12 protein-coding genes are annotated in these 19,729 nt (G+C 53.7%); 4 read left to right on the forward strand and 8 right to left on the reverse strand.

All coding sequences use genetic code 11. The annotated features are described in order from the left end of the window. Window positions 1-33: 33 nt before the first annotated feature. From A0O30_RS01725 to A0O30_RS01735, 3 genes are all read left to right on the forward strand, one after another. A complete protein-coding gene (locus tag A0O30_RS01725) occupies window positions 34-456 on the forward strand; it encodes a PA2817 family protein (RefSeq protein WP_105945371.1) in 423 nt (140 codons plus the stop codon). Window positions 457-629: 173 nt separating this feature from the next. After that, window positions 630-1,169 carry a fimbrial protein gene (locus A0O30_RS01730; protein WP_158261449.1) on the forward strand — a complete coding sequence of 180 codons (540 nt, stop codon included), beginning with the start codon at window positions 630-632 and terminating at the stop codon, window positions 1,167-1,169. 62 nt (window positions 1,170-1,231) lie between these two features. Further along, window positions 1,232-1,960, forward strand: a complete 729-nt coding sequence (locus A0O30_RS01735; protein ID WP_105945372.1) for a molecular chaperone — start codon at window positions 1,232-1,234, stop codon at window positions 1,958-1,960. A gap of 8 nt (window positions 1,961-1,968) precedes the next feature. Here the strand turns inward: A0O30_RS01735 and A0O30_RS01740 are convergent, their stop codons facing one another. The 8 genes from A0O30_RS01740 to A0O30_RS01780 form a co-directional block, all read right to left on the reverse strand. Further along, a complete protein-coding gene (locus tag A0O30_RS01740; RefSeq protein ID WP_105945373.1) occupies window positions 1,969-3,486 on the reverse strand; it encodes a hypothetical protein in 1,518 nt (505 codons plus the stop codon). A gap of 48 nt (window positions 3,487-3,534) precedes the next feature. Next, window positions 3,535-5,724: an autotransporter outer membrane beta-barrel domain-containing protein gene (locus A0O30_RS01745; RefSeq protein WP_105945374.1), complete on the reverse strand. Its 2,190-nt coding sequence runs from the start codon at window positions 5,722-5,724 to the stop codon at window positions 3,535-3,537. Window positions 5,725-5,903: 179 nt separating this feature from the next. Continuing rightward, on the reverse strand, window positions 5,904-7,943 hold the full coding sequence (locus A0O30_RS01750; protein WP_146256288.1) for a hypothetical protein: 2,040 nt from the start codon (window positions 7,941-7,943) through the stop codon (window positions 5,904-5,906). 173 nt (window positions 7,944-8,116) lie between these two features. Then, window positions 8,117-11,821: an RHS repeat domain-containing protein gene (locus A0O30_RS01760; RefSeq protein ID WP_105945377.1), complete on the reverse strand. Its 3,705-nt coding sequence runs from the start codon at window positions 11,819-11,821 to the stop codon at window positions 8,117-8,119. A 35-nt stretch (window positions 11,822-11,856) separates the two neighbouring features. Continuing rightward, window positions 11,857-14,679, reverse strand: a complete 2,823-nt coding sequence (locus tag A0O30_RS01765; protein WP_105945378.1) for a hypothetical protein — start codon at window positions 14,677-14,679, stop codon at window positions 11,857-11,859. Between the two features lie 2 nt (window positions 14,680-14,681). Further along, entirely contained in the window at window positions 14,682-15,764 is a 1,083-nt protein-coding gene (locus A0O30_RS01770) for a hypothetical protein (RefSeq protein ID WP_105945379.1), read from the reverse strand. A gap of 5 nt (window positions 15,765-15,769) precedes the next feature. Further along, window positions 15,770-17,137 carry a hypothetical protein gene (locus A0O30_RS01775; RefSeq protein ID WP_146256289.1) on the reverse strand — a complete coding sequence of 456 codons (1,368 nt, stop codon included), beginning with the start codon at window positions 17,135-17,137 and terminating at the stop codon, window positions 15,770-15,772. Between the two features lie 91 nt (window positions 17,138-17,228). Further along, entirely contained in the window at window positions 17,229-19,016 is a 1,788-nt protein-coding gene (locus A0O30_RS01780) for a hypothetical protein (protein ID WP_105945381.1), read from the reverse strand. A gap of 259 nt (window positions 19,017-19,275) precedes the next feature. On the opposite strand from A0O30_RS01780, the gene A0O30_RS01785 reads away from it, so the two are divergent. Then, window positions 19,276-19,728 carry a hypothetical protein gene (locus A0O30_RS01785; protein ID WP_146256290.1) on the forward strand — a complete coding sequence of 151 codons (453 nt, stop codon included), beginning with the start codon at window positions 19,276-19,278 and terminating at the stop codon, window positions 19,726-19,728. Window position 19,729: the final 1 nt, after the last annotated feature.

Raw genomic sequence — 19,729 nt, forward strand, 5'->3', positions numbered from 1 at the left:
GATCACAACGCGGTACAATGGCGGCATTGCCTCATGCCTAAGGACACATCCGTGACAAACGCCTTCCAAAACTATCACCTGCAACTGCTCGAGCACGTGCGCAGCATCCTCGTAGCCCTTGAAAACGCCGAGCAGTTGCCTGAAGAAAGCCATGCGCTGTTTTTGGAGCGCTTCGATGAACTGCTTGCCCTGCTGCCCGTAGAACCGTTACAGAGCCAGTACCTTGGCCAAGACCTGATGTGCCAGGTCATCCAGCGTTACCCCCAGATCGCTCATCTGGTGCCTCGTGATCTGCTCTGGTTCTTTGGCGGTGACTGCCTGCACTTCATGCCTGACGCAGAGCTTGATCTGTATCAGCAACTGGAGGAGCTTCGCTACGAAGCAACGCAGCGCGGGCTGCCGTTTGACTGGAACGTGGAAAAACAGCAACTGCTCGCCTCGCGGCAGGCTGATTGATCACGGGAGTGGCAGCCCCCAAAAATCGCATTCCACCCTACTCTATAGCGAATTGACCTACAGATTTGGTTTCCGCATCGCAGTTAGTCTCTTCTCCGCGATCAGCCGGCGCTCCCCATGGCCTCGGCTGAAGCGCACAAAACTAACAACTAACCTTCAATCTGGAGCGCTCAATGAAACGTATTTTTGCACTGCTGGCTTTCGGCCTTGGCTGCAGCTCAGCCATGGCCAACACGGGTATCATCAACTTCGAAGGTACTGTAAGTGCCGGCGGCACTTGCCAGATCGACGTCGTCACGCCTGGCGGCCCTGGCCTGCCGAAAGTCTACTTGGGCGACTTCAGAACTTCAGACTTCACAGCAGTCGGGCAAAAAACCCGGCTCGAAAGGTTTGCCCTTCGCGTAGACCCTGCGAAGTGCCCCGTCACCGCTGGCGACGTTGCAGCAGTCACATACAGTGCCAACTATGGTGCTGACCCATCCGGCAAACTGTATCAACTGCAGAGTGGCATCGGTTATGCTTCCGGTATGGCCTTGGCGATCTTTGACAAGAGCAACGCTCAGCTCGACCCTGATGCAGAGTCGGTAGAATATGCACTGAGCGACACACAAGTTACCGATATGAACTTTACCGCCCAGTTGCACACAACTGCAGCGTCGGTAACTGAAGGGCACATTGCCACCAGCGTCAACTTCCTGGTCGATATTCGATAACTCGCCATGGCACAAGCGCAGCCTGCTGCGCTTGCTCTCTTACTCATTCATGACTTGCCTCAATGCCTAATTCACTCATTTTCCGTTTACTTCTACTCACTGGCCTGTCAAGCGGCATGATTGCCTCAGCCCAAGCCGCGCTTACCCTCAGCACTACACGCATCATTCAAGCAAGTGACAAGCAAAGCAGTTCCATCATCGTTGCCAATCCCAGCACTCAAACCTTTGCCGCACAGAGTTGGGTCAACACCGAAGCTGACGACAATATTACCGCCGTTCCACTCATTGCCACCCCCGCGCTATTCCGCCTTGCGCCGGGCAGTGAGCAGACTGTTCAGATCAATCAAATCCCGAATAATCTGCCCAAGGACAAGGAATCCTTGTTTTACTTCAATGTACAGGAAATTCCGCAAACCGATGGTGACCCGTCAAACACACTGACCATTGCCCTGCGCACCCGAATCAAACTACTTTACCGCCCCGCCGAACTGCAGGAACCCCTTGAGGATGGCCTGAAAAAACTGCAATGGTCCTTACAGCGACTTGACGGCAAAACTCAACTGGTTGTGCATAATCCCTCACCCTATCATTACACCTTCAGGCAGGCGCACCTGGAAAACGGCAGCACACGCAAGCGCATTGAAGCCCATAAAATGGTTGCCCCAGGTGGCACTCAGGCCTACCCCGTAGAAGCGTTTGCAATAACCCCCAAAATGCACGTGACTTTCACAACCATCAACGACTTTGGGGGCACCACTGCCGAAATGAGAGCTCCTGTTTCCGGCCCATGATAACCACGTCAAGACTGCAACTGAGGTCTCATTTCAGGGAAATTTACCCAACTGTACCCCTGATTGAAACTTACATTGACATGTACCGTGAACGGGTTATTAAGCAACAGTGTTGACAGGTACGACTTCAGCACCACCACATCGTTACGTGCGCCGATGCCGTTTTCAACATCGTCCGCCTCAATCGCATAGTTTTTCAAAACTTGGTGCGGCTCCGCCTCTTGGCCATTGCTCAGGGTCCCGGTCACCCAGATATCGACCCATTGCCCTTCCGCCATGAACTTCCAGGTTCCCAATGTCACCCGGTTACGCTCATCCGCATCGGACAACTTGAATATCCCGTTCCTCACGCCAGCCAGTTGAACGACCGGTAGGCCCCGGCTCAACGAACCAACAGTAAGGCCTACTGGCGGCGAAGGGTAATCGTGACGCTTGTCGCCCGAGACGACATAGTTGACCTGGATGGTCGTTGCGCCCTGTGCAGCCACCTTGTCTTCAGGAATTTCGAATTGACGCGAACGTCCCTGGTATTCGGTAGAGGTCGAGTAATACCCTGGGTCTCCGGGCTGGCCCCATTCCACCCGTAATGTTTCATCGGGGTAAACAACTGCTTCAGCCGGTACCTTTATGAGAAGGGGTAGAGCCAGATCATTGAGTGCCAAATGCAGGTTTTCCTGATCCCCCGTGGTTTGCTCGATGCTCAACAATGGCAGCGCTCGCAAGCCAGCCGACACACTCAGTTTAAAAGGCCTGGGGAACACACTGATATTGCCGGCTCGATCCTTGATGGCATAGTACACATAGCGGTCTCCGTCTCCTCGTTCAAGCACCAATGCGCCAGGGAAATCGATGTAGACCGGCCTGATAGTGTCTTCAAATGTCAGTTCATGTTTACCGGCCTCCATTTCCGCAAAGGGCTCGGTATCCCAATAATAGATAACCGTGTCACCTGCTTTGGGCGTGATATATCCAGGCACCTGGGTTCGCAGGCGTTGATCGTGGTTCCTCAGGTAGCGCTCCGTAAGCCCGTCACGTTCGATTTCTTCCGGGTCTTCAACGACCGTCAGAAGGCCCTGGCCTGCCCCCAATACAGGCGCCTGCAAGTCGATCAATACCTCCAGCGTCTTGGAAAGGCTCGTGTCAAGGTTGGCATTGGTTACTTCGTAACGCAGCACATGGGGGCCGTCAGTCAGCTTGTCCTTGGGAACACTCAGGATCAGATCCCCAGGCTGCACAGGGGCCTCCCAGGACCCTTGATCCACTTCTACCTCATCCCAGAGCAATTTCAGCAGTTCCGGCCTGCCAGGGCGTGGATCACTGACCGGCCACATGGGTACGATCACCTCCAGATCCTTCTCGGTAGCGCTGATGGGGAGCAGGTTGATGTCGCCACCCGGGATGTCGTCAAGCAAGTCAGTCACCGTGACAGCCTCTAGTAGCTCCTTGAACAACAGCTTCGACCACGGCTTTAGTAACCACTTTAACAACTTGTTTAGTAACGACTCATTGTCTGACATTTGGCTCATTTAGTGACTCCCACTAAAAAGGAGGCCCTAGGGCCTCCTGATGAGTACTTACCAGCTATACCGCACGCCAAGGTTCACACCCCAGGGCTGGTCGATATGTTCGCCGCGGCTGTGATCGATATCGGCATGCAGCTGCAGGCTTTGCGCTACGGTAACAGCCACACCGGCGCCCACCTCCAGGCGGGAGCCTGAGAGATCGTTGGAGAAGCGGTTTTCGTTGACCTTTACATCATTGTTGTTGATGAACTCGTGAGCGTAGGCAGCACGCAGGTAGGGTTGAACAATGCCACCCGCTGACATCTCGAAGTTGCGCCCGACTGTCGCACCAGCCTTGCCCAGCACGGACCGGACAGCGTCGCCTTGGGCCTGCAGGTCATTGTCCAGGTGATAGTCTTTACCTTGAATATAAGCGGTGGACCACTGGGTAAATGGCTCAACGAAATACCCTTGATCGAGCTCGATGTGACGACCGAACTCGGCCGACACGCCAACACCGTTGTTGCCGTAGTGGCCTTTGGTTTGTGCACCGTCACTCAAGGCAACCGTGGAGTCGTTGTCAAAGCGGTTCAACTTCACTACGCCGTCGAAGTAGTACCCGCTGACGCGGTCAAGCCAGGTGGTGTACATCCCGAGGTAGTAGCTGTCCACCTCACCACTGGTGCCGCCCTCCAGGTTCAGGTCCGAACGGCTGTAACCAGCCAATACACCCAGTAACCATTGACCATCACCAACCGGCAGCGGCGCATCTGCACCGAGGGAAAACCCGTGTTGGGTTTGTTTGTAAGCAACACCGGAACTTGCGGCAACATCAAACTTGTTGCCATAGGTCCGAACCCAGCCACCGGCCTTGCCATCATCCAGACGCAACTCGCCCATGCGGCTGCGCAAAGAGGTCAACTCGCCGTACCATACGGTTGGCGCAGTATTGAACAGCGCCAATACCGAGCGGGTGCCGGGGCTGATGATCTTGCTCGAACCGTCGAGGAACCAGTCGTCACCACGCTGTACCAATTCGTAGGAAAACGCCCCCAGGTCCACAGGCCCGTTAACCAACGAGAACGAGGCATCACCCCCGCCCGTATGCACCACCTGAAGCTGGTTTTCTGCTTGCGGCTCTGCACCACTGCTGCCGATCAGCAAGCTATGGCTGCCCGTGGCTGTGCCAGTGATATCAAGGAAATCGGTTTCCCCGGTGGCGAAGTTGGCATCCATTTCAAACGTGCCTTCACCTGACAGGTTGTCCAGCGTCAACCGATGGTATGCATCGGGCTGGCCAAACTGCACGGTCCCGCCAGCGAGCACCAGATCGCCGACCTTGGCGTCGTCAACCATCGTCCAGCGTGACTGATCGCCAATAGACAGTTTGCCGACATTTTCCAACTGGCCCGTGAGCGTAGCTTGCCGATCCAGTGATATGGCTGCACTGGACCCCTCCTCCACTTTTACGTTGCCCACCAGGTTGGCGTTCACTACAGCCAGGTCGGCACTCGACTGGTTGCGCACTTCGAGGAGGTTGCCATTGCTAGCGCTAAGCTGTGCGCCATTGCTGACCGTGATTTTGGCTGTGGCACCCCCTTCGGTCTCCCCATCCACCAGTATGGCCGAACCGTCTTTCCCGACGACTTGCGAACCATCCAGATCGATACGGGCCTCGCCGGCACGGCCATCGGTATTTACCAAAATACCTTCCTGTGCGCCGACGATCGTGCTGCCCTGCGCCTGGAGCCAGCCATTGAGCATGCGCACGCCGGCACTGCCCTGCCCTATGCCCTGTACCGTACTGCCATTGAGGTGCAGTTCTGAGTCACTGGCAATGAGCGCACCACCCTTCCTGCCGCTGATGTTACTGCCCGTAACCCACGCCTGCGAGCCGACGCCATTACTGCGGCCCAAGACAACGCCACGCTCATCGCTGGTGATGGTACTGCCATTGATGTCAGCGCGCGCGCTCCCCTCCATCAACACACCGTCCCTGGCCGATGTCACCGTGCTACCGTTGAGTTCCAGCGCCCCACTTTCACGCAGGAAGATCTGGTCCGTGCTGGCGCCGTTGCCCGTCAGCTTTGCACCGCCCTGAACCTGATAACTATCAGGCAAATTACTGCCATCGATGACCGTGTCACGGTCGACGATGACCTGCGCCACCGCCACATCCCCTACATACAAGCTTAACGGCAGCGCCGCCATGCAACACACCAGCCCATTGCGAACTTTAAATTTCTTGAAGTTACTTTTCATTTCCAAAATCTCATGCAGATCTAGAAGCAGGCACGTTAATGAGTGAATGAAACACATGAGTCGGTGCCGATCGCGAACAAGCTACAGGAAATAAATCCAGCCACTATAGGAAAAGCCTTACAAACTAGCGCGAATAGCCCTACGCTGCGCGACATCCTTTTCGCGCAGCATAAGTTAATTCAGATGCCACCACCTTCAGGATCACAAACACCAGAGGGTGGCATAAAGGAAAGCTCCACCTTGGCTTCAATCGAAGGTATGTCTCCCTTGGCCGTCTTTAGTGTATATTGCACATTTGCGCGAGAACTATTGAACCTTGGGTCCGGGTTCCCTTCATGTGTGGGAAGCACATTGGTCTCGTAGGGGATCCGCCAGGTAAAGCCCGTGATCGGATGCTCACTATCTATAGCGATCGGAATGTCTAATGTGACAGCGTCAATTTCATCGAAACCTAAATCATCACTCTCGCCTCTGTACACCCACCACTTTGCTTGAATCTGCGTAAATGGAGAGAACTGATAATACTCAGTGAGGTCCGGAATCAACACCTCGACAGCGGGCCCGTCAGCATGATCGTTACTGCGTTGTATCGAAGTACAAGTAACCCTGCCATTTACCAAATGTTCGAATGTTGCGGCAACAGGTGTAATAGTGATTGCATCAACGGAGACAGGCGTAACTTTCGAGCGCACAGGGTTATGCACGCCTGGGCGTGAGGCCAAATAATCGACAAGTATAGCCGGGCCATTGCCACCCTTTTCGATGACAGCCCAAGGCACCTCTACCGATACCGTGTCACCTGGGCTGTCGGTGCCTGACACGGTGTAAGTCGCCGCTGGCTCACCTGCCCAATAGAATTCAAGTTCATCATCTTCCTCGACGAAGCTGTAGAGCTCAATTTCCAGATCGGCAATTAAACCCGCATCATCAGCATTCAATTCATTGTCGTCACTCGTGCCTCCCCTGCCCTTGACTACAACTTCTTTTAAACCGGGATGAATGGGCAGTGGCCATTCTGGATCGGGGCCACCTGGGTCCATGGTTTCGAAGTCTACGTTAATATCAGTATCAGCGCCGCCCACCGGATGGGTACCACGCATCAGGACATAGCTGACAGTGGTGGGCAGGGGCCCCTTGTTATTACCGTAAGCGCGCAGCAATACCTCATCGGATACTTTTACCGGGATATTCTCTTTAGTAGCAGACCCAACCGTTTCAGCCGGTAACGCTATGCCACCCCAACTCACCACCACAGTATCGGTGGCTTTCATATGTTCCTGCCAAGGGACCCATACTTCCACACCCAAATGAGCGTCAGCCTGGTCAATCAAAAAACCGTCAGCCGCAGTGGCCAACGGCACCACAGGGTCATCAAAGGTAGCAGGCAGTTCGCCCAACGCTACAGGAATACTGGTCCAGACAGACAACGCACTGATGTTGAGGGCCTTGTCGACCAGCAGGTAGAGGGCATACACCCCGCCATCCCCAACGGCGCGGATTTTATCTTCAGGAATCGATAGCTCCTGATCGGCACCTGTCGTAGGTAGCGCCACGATCGGTGGATCAAGGTCTTCAACCTTGTCTGGAAGGCGACTCATCCAGTACACCAAGACCTGATCGCCTTCTGCCCAGCTGGAATAGGCGGGTAGTTTCAACTTGGCACCCACTTTCAACGATTCATCGGTCACAACCGGGATATCAGGGAACTTGGGCGGCGCCGCATGCGAATAGGGCGGATTTCGGTCGAAAATCAGCGTCAGGGGTCCCGACCAGGAAGTATCCCCATTGATATTCATGACCCAACTTCTGAAATGGTGGGTGCCGTCCACTCGCAGCGCGTCTTGATCTTTAGGGATTACTACGGGATATGGATCAGGCGTACCGGGTTCGCGAAAATCGCCAACCTTTTCGTAAACCGTCGTCCACGTGGCACCATCCCTGGAGTGTTCAATGCGAAGCGTGTCTTCACGTGTCCTCACCCAGAGTGGCACGCTCAATACAAAGGGCAATGCAGGGTCAGCGGGACCGCCGCTTTCTTCAATTGTAAATTTTCTGTAGACCAATCCACTGGGTGGATCGGCCAGCATACTCCCATCAATTACCAAGTCTTCCATACCCGAATGAATTCGGGGATCAAGATGGGGCTTATGGTCTGCAAGCGAACGCAGGTACGCCTTACGCACGCGTTCGGAAGCACTGTACGCCTTGGAGTCACTCATGATGCGCCTCTGGTTTATCAGGTTGACGGGTAGCTGCGCTGCTGAAAGCATTCAAAGCCATCCCGGCATTCTGAACAACTAGCACTATTACCAGGTGACAAACTCATGAGTTTCCAGCCATGAAAAAAGGGCCGCAATGCGGCCCTATTTTAAAGGTACTCTACCAGGATGACTTAAGGCTGCTCTTGAGAGACCAATCGATCCAGCGGGTCATATCCATAGGCAAAGCCATTGACACTCTCCAGGCGCCCCAAGGCGTCATAGGCTAGTTGACGCCCCTGTTCATCAACCACCATATTTCCGTCATCGTCATACTCCAGCCGCACCTCGATAGGTTGCACGGACATGCCCCTGACCGTGAAACCAGTGAGTTGTGCAGGATCGGCCAGATTCGCGAAATGGTAGACAACGTCTACTTCGCCTTGAGCATGTGCGGTGAGCACACGTGTGATATTATCGACCGCATCGAACCTGAACGTCTGCCGACGTATACGGTTACCATAAGGATCCACAGGCAAATATTCATCGATTCCACCGCATGTATACTCGACCAAACGGCCCCGCTCATCGTAATCGAACACTTCCCTGCGCAGCAGCTCTTTCCCCTGACGCAACACCTTGCCGATAATTCGATCCGCCTTGTCATATCGCTGACTCAAGGTTTGCTTCGCATCCCCGAAATCGAATGTACGCGAGATTTCTCTATCAAAATCGTCAAATTTCAATTGGGTGCCAAGCCGCCGAGCTGGCTCGCCCGGCGTATTGTCAATCGTCTCGAAGAAATCGTTGCGCCCCAGGTCATCGTATTCAAAGTTACTGTGCAGTGTGCCAAGGCTCGTCGATTTCAAGCGAGCAGCCCCGTCGTAGCTGTAGGATTGCTCAGCACCCAGCACATCTATGTAAGACAGCATCTTACCCTGCAAGCTATGCACGTACTTCATTTCGTAAGGCTTGCCACCGTCAAATGAACATGTCTCTGATTTCAGCTCACCCGTGCTGAAATAGTCACGTGTCATGGCAACCCCGTGCTCTGAACACGACAGCAAGCGTGCATTCTGTGGGTCATAATCAAAATGCCCTGTAATGCCCGCGTCGACCTGCTTGCGCTCAACAGCCTCTTCACCCAACTGCGGCACGTATTTATATTCGATACGCTTTTTCTTGGGCGTAATCACCGCCTTGGGCTTACGCTGGCCTGGCTCATACTCCAGGCTTCGCAGACGGCCACCCGTTGTCGACTCGACCAGACGATCCAGCCCGTCGAACCGCTGCAAGCCCAGCACGCTCGGTTCGCTACCGCCCCGCCGAGTGACTTGAATCAGTTCCGGCAGGTCTCCAGTACTGTGCAAAGCATAGTCGCGATGAACCAGCGCACGGTCGGCAAGCGTGTGATCTACCAACCGATTGAACGCATCGTAGCTAAACCACGTTTCATTCTGCTCGGCATCTTTTTCCCTGACTGAACGCCCAAGGCCATCGTAGAAGTACTGATGAACGCTGTAAGGCTTTCTGCTTGCTGTCAAACGCTCGACTCTGACTGGTTTTTCGAACAGGTTCATGAACGTGATGGTTTGGCCGCTGCCAAGCACTGCGTCCTCGGACTCACTCCATGTACGCCGCACCGGCCCCAGCCGTTCCGGTGTGCCGATGGGGTCGACCTGGTCATGATGCACAACCTTATCAGGGCCCACCGTTTTACAGCGCTGCCCCCAGTTGTCATAACTGAAAGTGGTCTTCAACGGTACATCTTCGTCCCTGTGCCAGTCGAACTCAACTTCCTCGATCAAATCGCCCAGCCCGTCATACATGGCCTTGTAGGTTGGACGATAGTTCGGCTCCTGGCCTTTTTGCACAAAATCACGATCGATGCGCTTGGCCTCGACAACCCGGTTAAGGCCATCGACAGTACTCAAGGTTGAAACCCCTTTGACGTCTATCTGCTCTTGAGTGGCCTTGCCACCCGGGCTGGAAACCAACGCGTAATGATAATGGCGCGATGCGGTGTAAGCCGTTCCCGGTGCGACGGTTTCGCGTATCACTCTGCGCAACAGATCATATTCGTATTCAATCTCTACATCGTTGTCATCACGGTTGAGCAACGGCTCGCCAATCAGCAACGAATGCTGCAAGGTAATTTCCTTGCGGGCATGGTGTTCGGCCCCATGGTTGAAACCGGTGATGACTTGTTGAGTTACCAGAACCGGATGAGTCGTCGGTTTTTCGGGGGTATCCGAGTAGCCATAGTCGATCGTCGTCTGCCGCCCATTCCTTGTCGTTATTTCTTGCTCCAGCCGACCGTGGGTGAGGGGGTCGGTAGACTTATTTATATAAGTGCGCTTGATCTCTTGCAGCACCGCCTGCGAACCATCGCCCTGCAGTTGGTACTTGTCTTCATGTCGGTTAACCAGCCAACCCAGTCCGTCAGCCTTTACAGAGGGATGCAGCGCGTAGCGATAATGTGTGCGAAGCGTTTGTGCACCCGCTTCGTAACCTTCGGCCGGCTTTACGATCTCCTGTTCAACATGGCGTACGAACTTCTCCGGGTCATCATCCTGGGGATAAAACGTGCGCTCGATGCTTAGACCGCTGGGCTGAACTTCCAGCGTGTTGTTGGCAAAATCATCGTATTCGGTAGTCACCGTTTCGCTACGCGGATGCACAGGCGCTTCCGGGCAGTCGAACTCCCATGAGGTGGTCACCGTTGCCGGCATCTGGAAGTACTTGGGCTGCTCTGCAAAATCGTTGTCGCGCTCATGGTACTTCGTTTTGATACGCCGGGTGCAGGCTTGCTCCCGCGTGATTTCCTCAGTCATCAAGTGAAAGCGATTGTAAATTTTCTCCACCGTGCGCACTGGCTCGCCATCGCGATGTAACGTGGCAATGGCGCCATACGTAAATGTGCGGTCAGCCACCCGGTAGAGATTGTCTTCGCCATTATCCGCCCAACTGGTCAGCGAGCCATATCCCAGGAAATTGCTTGCAGAATACGTGTAGGTCGTTTCCATGTCTGCCTGCCCGGCGCCGGGCTTGATGACATGGCGATTCACGTAGGAGAGCGCCCGGCCCTTCTCTTCCGTGCTACCCGGGAAAAGATGCCCACGCTCTTGATACTCGATCAGTTCGGTAGCCCCAAGCGGCGTATCCAATTGCGTGATGCACAGTGACTCACCCTTTTGCGCATAATCGATGGTCCACCCCGCGCCGTTCGACGTAGGCAGTGTCACCCCTGTCAATCGATCGCCGGAAATCAGCAATGAATACAACGAGGAAGCGGCTGAGTTTGGCAAGAATGTGAGTTCCACCTTGCTATCACCCACATATTCGATTTTCAACAACGTACGGCCGGCATCGTCGACGATTGACTGCAGGCACCCTTTTTTTGTGGGGTGATAAGCCAGTGTGATGCCATGGCCCGAGGGGGCTTCTACACGTACAGGCAATGCCAGTCGCAGGTCCGATGGCTGCGGTTGCAGCCATTCGACGATGCCGGATTTATGGGCGATCCGGTAGCGATGGGTGTTGCCTTCACTCCTGTTTTCAAAGTGAAAGAGTTCAAGCTTGCGTTCGGGTACAGGAGCAGGCTCACCGGGGCCGTTATCGGAAATTTTGAAACTCTGCCCTGTATGCAGATCAAGTTTGTTGTCGTTCAGGTTGTACTGGCTGAGCTGAAGCGTCCAGCCTTTACCGAAGCCGCTATTGACGTTGTTCAGTGGGCTGAAGCTCAAGCGCAATGGCAGGTTCGGGCCAACCAAGGCATTACTCGGAAGCTCAGGCAGTTCGATACTGAGCGTGTATTGCCCTGTACGCTCATCAACGCCGCCCTGCACAAAGCTCATGAAATTGAATGCGTTGGAATGAATGAATGATTGTGTTGTCATTTTCGGATCTTCGCTATCAAAAAGTCAATTGGCAATTACTGAAGCCCCAGCTCCAGATAGTTTCGACCATTCGTACCGCCCCCAAACAAAATTTTAAGCTTGTGCGTCGTACCGTAATTATCGGTTACGGTAAAGTTCATTGCCCCATCGAGCTTATTTCGATACTTTACCGGAGACCAGTAATTGAAATTCGAAACCCGGTCCAGTGTGATCAACATCGCCCCCTCAGACGGCCTATCCTGCCCTTTGAATTCGGGATCAAGCGCCACCTGAATACCTGGCTCTTGAGAAAGTAATTGCAGCTCGGCCTGATACTGCACGCCTTCTGGCATGAGGGGAGCCTCCTCAGGACGTCGTGGCTTGAAGGCGATGCCGGTATAAGTGGCGAAACTTTCCGCTAACTGCTCCGACTCCCACTTAATCATCGAGGCGGATTCGAAATTCATCTCCACCAATTGAATGCCGTTTCCAGACAGTGACCAATAGTCTGTGGTGCGATGCCAGTAATTGAAAGTATCAGTAGGCGTACTTGATCCATCCTCTTCAAAAACCCGTTTGCCGCCCGAGTTTGGCCATACGAACGCGGCAAGGTTAGGCAAGGGAAGCTTGACTCCCTCCAATTCGATCTTACCTTTCTCTTTGTCTGGATTATCATCGCTGTACGAATATTTCCACGCTCTATCATAAGCCTGAAACTTGGCCGTGAACCTGGCCACTTCCGCCACCTTCGAATGCACATACACAGTGACGTAACGCTTGCCCTCTTCTTCCCCTCGCACCCCGCTCGCCCTATCCGAACTGCCCACGGGGTAATAATCAAAATGGTTACGCTTCTTTTTCGCCGCCCACACTTCCAAACTATCGCCTGGAATACCATGCTGATCGTCAGTCAAATAAGGAATTTCATTGCCAATTTCGTCAAGCAGCACCAATGTAGCCAGCTCAGCATTACTGACCGGGTCCCAAACGTCTTCACCGTTTTGGTCAGTAAAACTGTGAGTACCAATGACAATATCAATGCCTACTTGCTGGTAACCATTTGCAAACACCATATTTCGTTTTTTATTGTTCAAGCTGAGGCTAAATTCATTGAGTGTTTTCCAACGGTCCTGCAATGCCATGGCCTGCGCAGACAGGCCTGCGTAATGTTCAACAATGGCAACGCCCGCAAAGGGGCCGGAAAACGCGGCGATTACACTGACCTCAGCATCGGGCTGATCAGGCGCTTTATACTCCCCGGTCTCTTTGTCGATGTTTCCAGGCCCAAACACTTCCCAGCGATCTGCCGGGTCGTCATCAAGCGCAAATAGCCGGCCCGCGCCGGGTGCAAGGCGGGGTACATAATGGGGCGTGACCTGCAATCTGGGTTCCGTGCGCAGCATCACGACCGTTGCATGGCCCTTGGCCTCGCCAACACTGACTTCCACACGCTGCAAACGCACCAGCGGCACAGAACCCTCGTCTGGCGTAAACACCGCCCGCCGGGGGTCGTCGGCATCCTTGACCAACTCTCCCATTTTCTCGTCTAGCGGTTTCCACTCGACATTACCGGCAGCGTTGCTGGTAAAGGTGATAGCGCCCTGGCCCGAATACCAGACAACAACCCGCGGCGAGATTGACAGCGGCTCCGAAGATTCGATCAACAACGCTGAACGGGTAGCCGCATCTGCCTCCTCTGAAACCTTCGCTGACACTACCACTACACGCTGAGCGCTCGGCAGCTGGCCTCTTGGCCTGGCAGTGTAGGTTCCGTTATTGATCGCACCCGCTGCTCGTGGGCTAATAATGTCATGGGCCTGCCAGCCGTAGAGGCCAGTGTCACAACTCACCTGGTAGGATAAGGCTTGTCCAGCACCGATATGGCTCAGTGCGGGCAAAAGCTGGCAGGTACCTGTACCGGGCCGAATGTCGCCAAACAGGACCTTGTCATGCGGGTCGAACTCTTCATCTTCGAGGAAGCGGACGATATAGCCTTCCGGCATGATCACTTGCGCCAGCAGGCCGGAGGCAAGGTATGTGCTGTACTTTGCCCTTAGCTTGCCCAGCAACAACGTGGCACCGTAGTTGCTCACCTCTGTTGCTTCCTTTCGCGGCAGCAAATACGTAAACGCATCCGGAATGTCACCCGCATCGCTGTCACCCCGTAGTTGCATCAGCAGCAGCACTGCCCCGTCTGTTTGCGGCTGACTGCCCTGCCCGGCGCCTTCAGGGGCCTTTTGTGCAATAGGGTCGACCCTGTCAATCGTCAGTACATCGTTGCCAATAGGGGAAAAATTGATAAAACCGAACAGTGGTTCGAAGGCCGGTTGCTGCTGCAACTGCCCCAGGATGAATTGGCCCATTTTGCGCGCTGCCTGATCGGTAACTGCAAGGTTGCAGATCGGATCGGTGGCCTGGCCAAGATCGATAGCCAGTTGCTGTTGATTGCTCCCTGGCACAGGTACCACCACAAGCTTCGCTGTCATCTGCAGCGTGTAACCCATGCCCTGGGTCAGTTCATGGCTTCTGCGCAAGCGGCTGGCACTTCCGGGTGATTTCTCCTGCGCGCTGCAACGGCCGGCAATCAGCTCCATGACCACGGTCACCGTGCTGGTGCGGCCCGAAGCCTTTTCGAACGACAGCGCGGGCGGGCCGAGCATCAGCCCATCCAGCACCACAAGCTCGGTGGATTGCGCATCACCGTAATATTCGCCACTGATGGGTGTGATAAAATCCTGGTTCCTGAAACGCTCAATGAAACGCGCCTCAAGCAGTTGGTTGACCGAATCACGGCCGAGCGCAAGCATCGCCCCCCAACCATACATTGCATCGCCTTTGCTCAGAACATCCAGCAACTCGCGCTTGGAATGAGTGGCCATGATCAAATCTCCCCTTGCTTATTATGGGTACGAACATGCGCACAGAACGCTTCATATTCTTCGACGCGCGAAAGCGGAATAACCGCGTAGTTCCAGATGGGCGTACGCTCTGCTGGTGTTTCTCTACCGGCAACGATGATGTAAGGGCCTTCGTTCGGCCCTGGCGTGTAGATGCCAGTAGTGGGATTGATCTGACCTGCGCCTTTGAAAACTTTCCAAAGAGTTTCTGCGGGTGTCAGTTCGTCCTCCTCTCCTGTCTCTTCATTATCGAAGTACAGCGCCAGCTTTAAGCCACCTCCTGCTTGCGCGGTAGTTCTGAGCCCCGCCGTAGTTGTTCTCCAGGGGATGACAATATCGATCACTTCCGTCTGCCCGCCCGCCGATACCTCCACGCCGTCCAGATGAACAAGCGCGTCCACCGTGCCGGCTTCACCGACGGCTTTTTCCGGGGATTCATAGATCCGCACATTTTTGTCTACCGGAATATCCAGATCGGAATCACCGGCTTCCACTTCACGTACGGTGCCTTTGCTTGAACTGGTCATGTCCCATTTCAAGTCACCCTTTATATTGCCACCTGTCAAAACGTAGCGTGGGCGGTTATCGCCGGATTTGAAATTTGCAATTTGGAAATAGGGATAGATAGCAACGCTGTCCGCCACGACCGTTACCAATGCGCTGCTCGAGTTGCCATTTGCCGTGGCTGTCACGATGACACGCCTATAGCTGTCGGTTAGCGCCCCGACTTCAGGAGGTGTATAGACCCCATCCACAACAGCGCCTACTTTTTCGGGGTCAGTTGAGCCATCTGGCAAACCTTTGACACTCCAGCTAACCGTCCCGCCAATGGCAGGGTCGAGATGAAACTTAACCGTGTTACCTGGGGCCGCGCTCACTTTTTCTTCAAGCGGCTCTACAGCGAAGGTTGTCAATTTGGGGGCCAGATCCCCTAACAGCGAAAGTTCCCCAGGCGTTACCAATAACCGTGGCGTGGCAACATCATCACTGCGGAACAAAAGGCTGTTAAGGCGTAGAACATTAAATGGTTTGATCCCTGACGCCATGACAGCAACCTTGGCGGCCATTTGATTCACCTGGGGATCAATATGGGGCTTAATGTAATCATCAAACGATTCCTTAACATAGCTGTTAATGTAGCTGTGATCGCCCCCCAAAACTGGGCATTATAGTTAACCTCCACCTTGCCCGGCACAATTTCTATATCACCACGCTTACCCCCCTCATCCACCATTTTAATTCGAAGTTCTGTTTTCACCGAAATAGAAACATTGAAATCCGGATCATGACGACGAGTCTGAACCGAGTCGTAAAAGATAACAACCAACTCCTTAGTGGGACATGCCACATCCCATTCAACGACCAGAACATCATCAGTATGTACAATTTTAAAAGAACCCGAAAAAACAAGATTCGGCCATTCGTATGTGATGAACGTATAACGCTCATATTCACGAATCGTATTGTCCGTGCGCCCTTGCACCGTAAATCCGACATCAGCCTTCACAGTGGAAAAAAAGCCACTTTGATCACGATCCATATTAAGATTTATCAACCCAGGGATGTCACGCACCAACTGCCACAATTGATCCTTGACCCAGACTTCATTAGCAAAAAGAACATTCATTGTAAACGGATCATCTTCTGCATCCACCGGCGACGGCAACAGATAGGGCATATCCTTATCGCTCGGTGGAAAGGTTCCTGTCTTGTCCTTAACAAACGAGACCCCCACGATAACAGCGCCCTCCTCCTGCTCCTCTTGAGTGGCATTGGTCATCTGTTGTGAACGTGCCAGCGAATGTGTACGAACAGCAAATTCTTGAGGATTGAGCGCCCCCGCTACCGGCTTGATGATATTGAGCTCCCATACCCTGGCCTCCTTCGGCCATTTTTCAAACTCAGCTTTAACTGCCTCACCGAGCTTTTCGTTCATTTCCTTCCAACTGGAAACTTCAAAGGTGTACCCCTGCCCCGTTGAAAGATCCAATGTCACCCGGCCTTCGTCATCAATACTGCCGCTGTTGGTTTCATTCAGGGTTATGTCCATCCGGACCGTCGGCCCACCTAAAGGGCTCAGCACCGTATAGCTCACCAATTCCATCTGGTTGCTTCCAGGCAACTGGCGCAACTGGGTGATGACGCCACCGATGACGTTCATGCTCAAGCGCGCCTTGGAACTGGCGATATTGGAATTCGCGAACGACAAACGAGGCTTGTCCATCACGAGATCGCGAACCTCGGTCCAACTACCATTTTCCGTACTTGCCCTGAAACTGACAGGCGGCAGCCATTCACTGTCATCAAAACGCTGAATATGCTCCTGCGCCAACAGCCTGTTAGCCCTGAATCGATCGTAAACCAGTAGCGCCCCCCACCCCAAAGTACGCGGTTCTGCCCGGAGGTATTTCATGTATTTTTCAAACGTAGGTCTGGTCATAACTGTCACACTCTAAAATTAATTAACAATACGCAGCCTCAACATAAATAACACTCACACTGCGTTGACAATACGCTAACTAGCACTTCACTCAAGATTCCAGCGTGATACTCATTTCCGGAAACACTCTATATAGCGCCCCGCCATCGAAGCTCAACGCGACATGCAACGTAAACTGGTCATTCAGCTTTAATTGTTCCAAAAACAGTTTTGGCAACTTAGCCTCAACGCCCATATCCGCTTCCTCTTCAGTCACGGGTATAGATGCAGTCCGCAGGTCTTCAGAGAGATCTCCCTCTTGCCCTACGCCGCTTACCCAAATATGAAGAAGTTGACCAACCCGGCCAAATCTCCAGGTGCCCAGCGTCAATTTGGCCCCCCCACTTGGCACCCTCGATAGCGACAAGGCTTGCCCAACTACACCTTCACATTGGATTTGCGGATCTCCACTGGGAACGGGCGGGGTAATCCTTAAATGGTAAGGCGCCGAGTCCAGCGGAGAACCACTGCCAAGCACGCGATACGCCACTTCAAAGCGCCTGCTCTGGTCCCGCGAGCCGCGCCCGATGTTTGCCGGTACGAATTCTTCTGGTATAAGAAAAACCAGCGGATCAGCCCCTTCGGGTGTATTGGCAACGTACTCACCAAATACCGGCCACCCACGCCAAAGCACTTCAGCACGTTCGCCCGGCAACAGCACATCGGGTACCCGAACACGAACACCGCCAACGCCGTTCGCGCCAGGCAGGGTGCCATGATCCTTGCCTTCGTCTGGTGTCGCGCGGTCGATCAGGGGGACGGACAACACCCGCGTGGTAGCGATGGCCACGTTCAGCGGCTGCGATTGCAAACCTGCCCCTTCACGGCTGAAGAGGTAGGACAGGCTGACGTTTAATCCTTGATTCTCCAGCACGAAATCGACAGGCACATGCAGTACGATGGTGCCGACGGATTGCGTGCTGGCATCGACACGAACGTGTGTAAACAGCTCACGTACCGGGCTACGCCAGTACAGGGTGACGTGATCAGAAATCGACATCCCGGGGTAACCGTCAATATGGATTGTCAATCCATCCCGGAAGTTACCAGGATCCAACGGTTTTCCCGGGGTATACCCCACAATACGCGGAGCCGGGAGAGGTGTTGGCAGCGAGGCCTCAGAATCGATGACAAAGTCCTGGACGGGAGAATCCAGGGCCCCGCCGTCAGCAAAGTCGACACTGTAAGAAACTTTAGCAGTGCCCGGATCAATGAAGCGAAAAATATTCTTACCCACGGTGAACATTAAGGGTAGATTATCGAAATGCTCTTTTTTAACCGTCAACTTTTCGGTTTCCGGGTCCTCTTCATAACCATCCTCATCAAAGCCCTGGAACGTGAAGTTAATCACGTCCCCGACTTGCATCGCCTGATAGGGCATAACGATGAACATGACGCCAGCGCTGTCCAGCTCATCGGGCTTAATGACCAGGTCATGCGACTGAACAGCTTGAATGACCGCTAAACCTTCACCATCACCCTTTTCCCTGATACCCACGAGGCAGAATCTGCGCTGTGACTGGCCAACTGTAGTTACCACGTATGAATAAAAAGCTTGTCCACCTTCGGCGTTTCGAACAACAGCATTTTCTATTTTTACTTCTACGCCTTTCTCAAGATCTTCCGGCCTGACATAATACTTTGACCCTGCATCGTCAAACGCCGTCCCTTCCGCGTCGGCACCTAACCAGCTAATGACCACCTCATGGTCAGGCTGCATACCCGTATACTTTATATACGTAAGCAGATCACTTGCACCCAATTCATCCAGGTCGATTTCGTTACTAGAAGTCAGCCCTGAAATTGACGGCTGCTCCAGCTCCACTTCATTAGTCTTCATGCAATGTCGGCCTCTACTCTATTGATTGCATCGCTACGCTCAGCGGGCAACGGCTGCATACCGTTATAGAGTGGGTACCGAACCCAAACAACTAGCAAAAATACTAGGTCCCCGACGCCCCCCTAAGCACCGCACCCCGTCACCTGGGGACCTGGCATTTCTGCTAGGTGCCTGGCACCCCATATCGTCATACCCTGCCTGGACACGCTATACGCTGACGCGTGCATACCTCAATCATCAATCAATTAAGTGGAAGCTAATGACTATGTCACGCCAACATTCACCATCAGCAACTGGCACCATTACTGTTTATGAAAAAGTGGACAACGAGGGAGGCGGCGACTCCAGAGCATTGATCGTCGAAGGCGCGGGAAGCGACAAAAGGCAAGTGCTTGAAATGGGTGGCTTTTCAGCACGCAAGATACACATGATCAATATCCCATCGGCCACCACCATTGAACTGCAATCAAAGGCCATGGAAGGAGATGCACCTAAGTGGTGGATTAAGCTGAAGACAACGCACGCGCCCTCTGACCTCGACCAGCACGATATCGACCAATATGTAAACCGCAACGGCAAGGGTAGCTTCATACCTACAGCACTTGGCATCCTCGTTGTCGACAAATCCAAAAACCCGGCAACACGCGACTCGCTGGGAAGAATCATCGTGCAGACATCCGCCGGCCGCCGACCTACCACTGAAACTGAATAAG

It is taken from the genome of Pseudomonas sp. LLC-1 (genome assembly GCF_002992185.1).
GTDB lineage: Bacteria > Pseudomonadota > Gammaproteobacteria > Pseudomonadales > Pseudomonadaceae > Aquipseudomonas > Aquipseudomonas monteilii.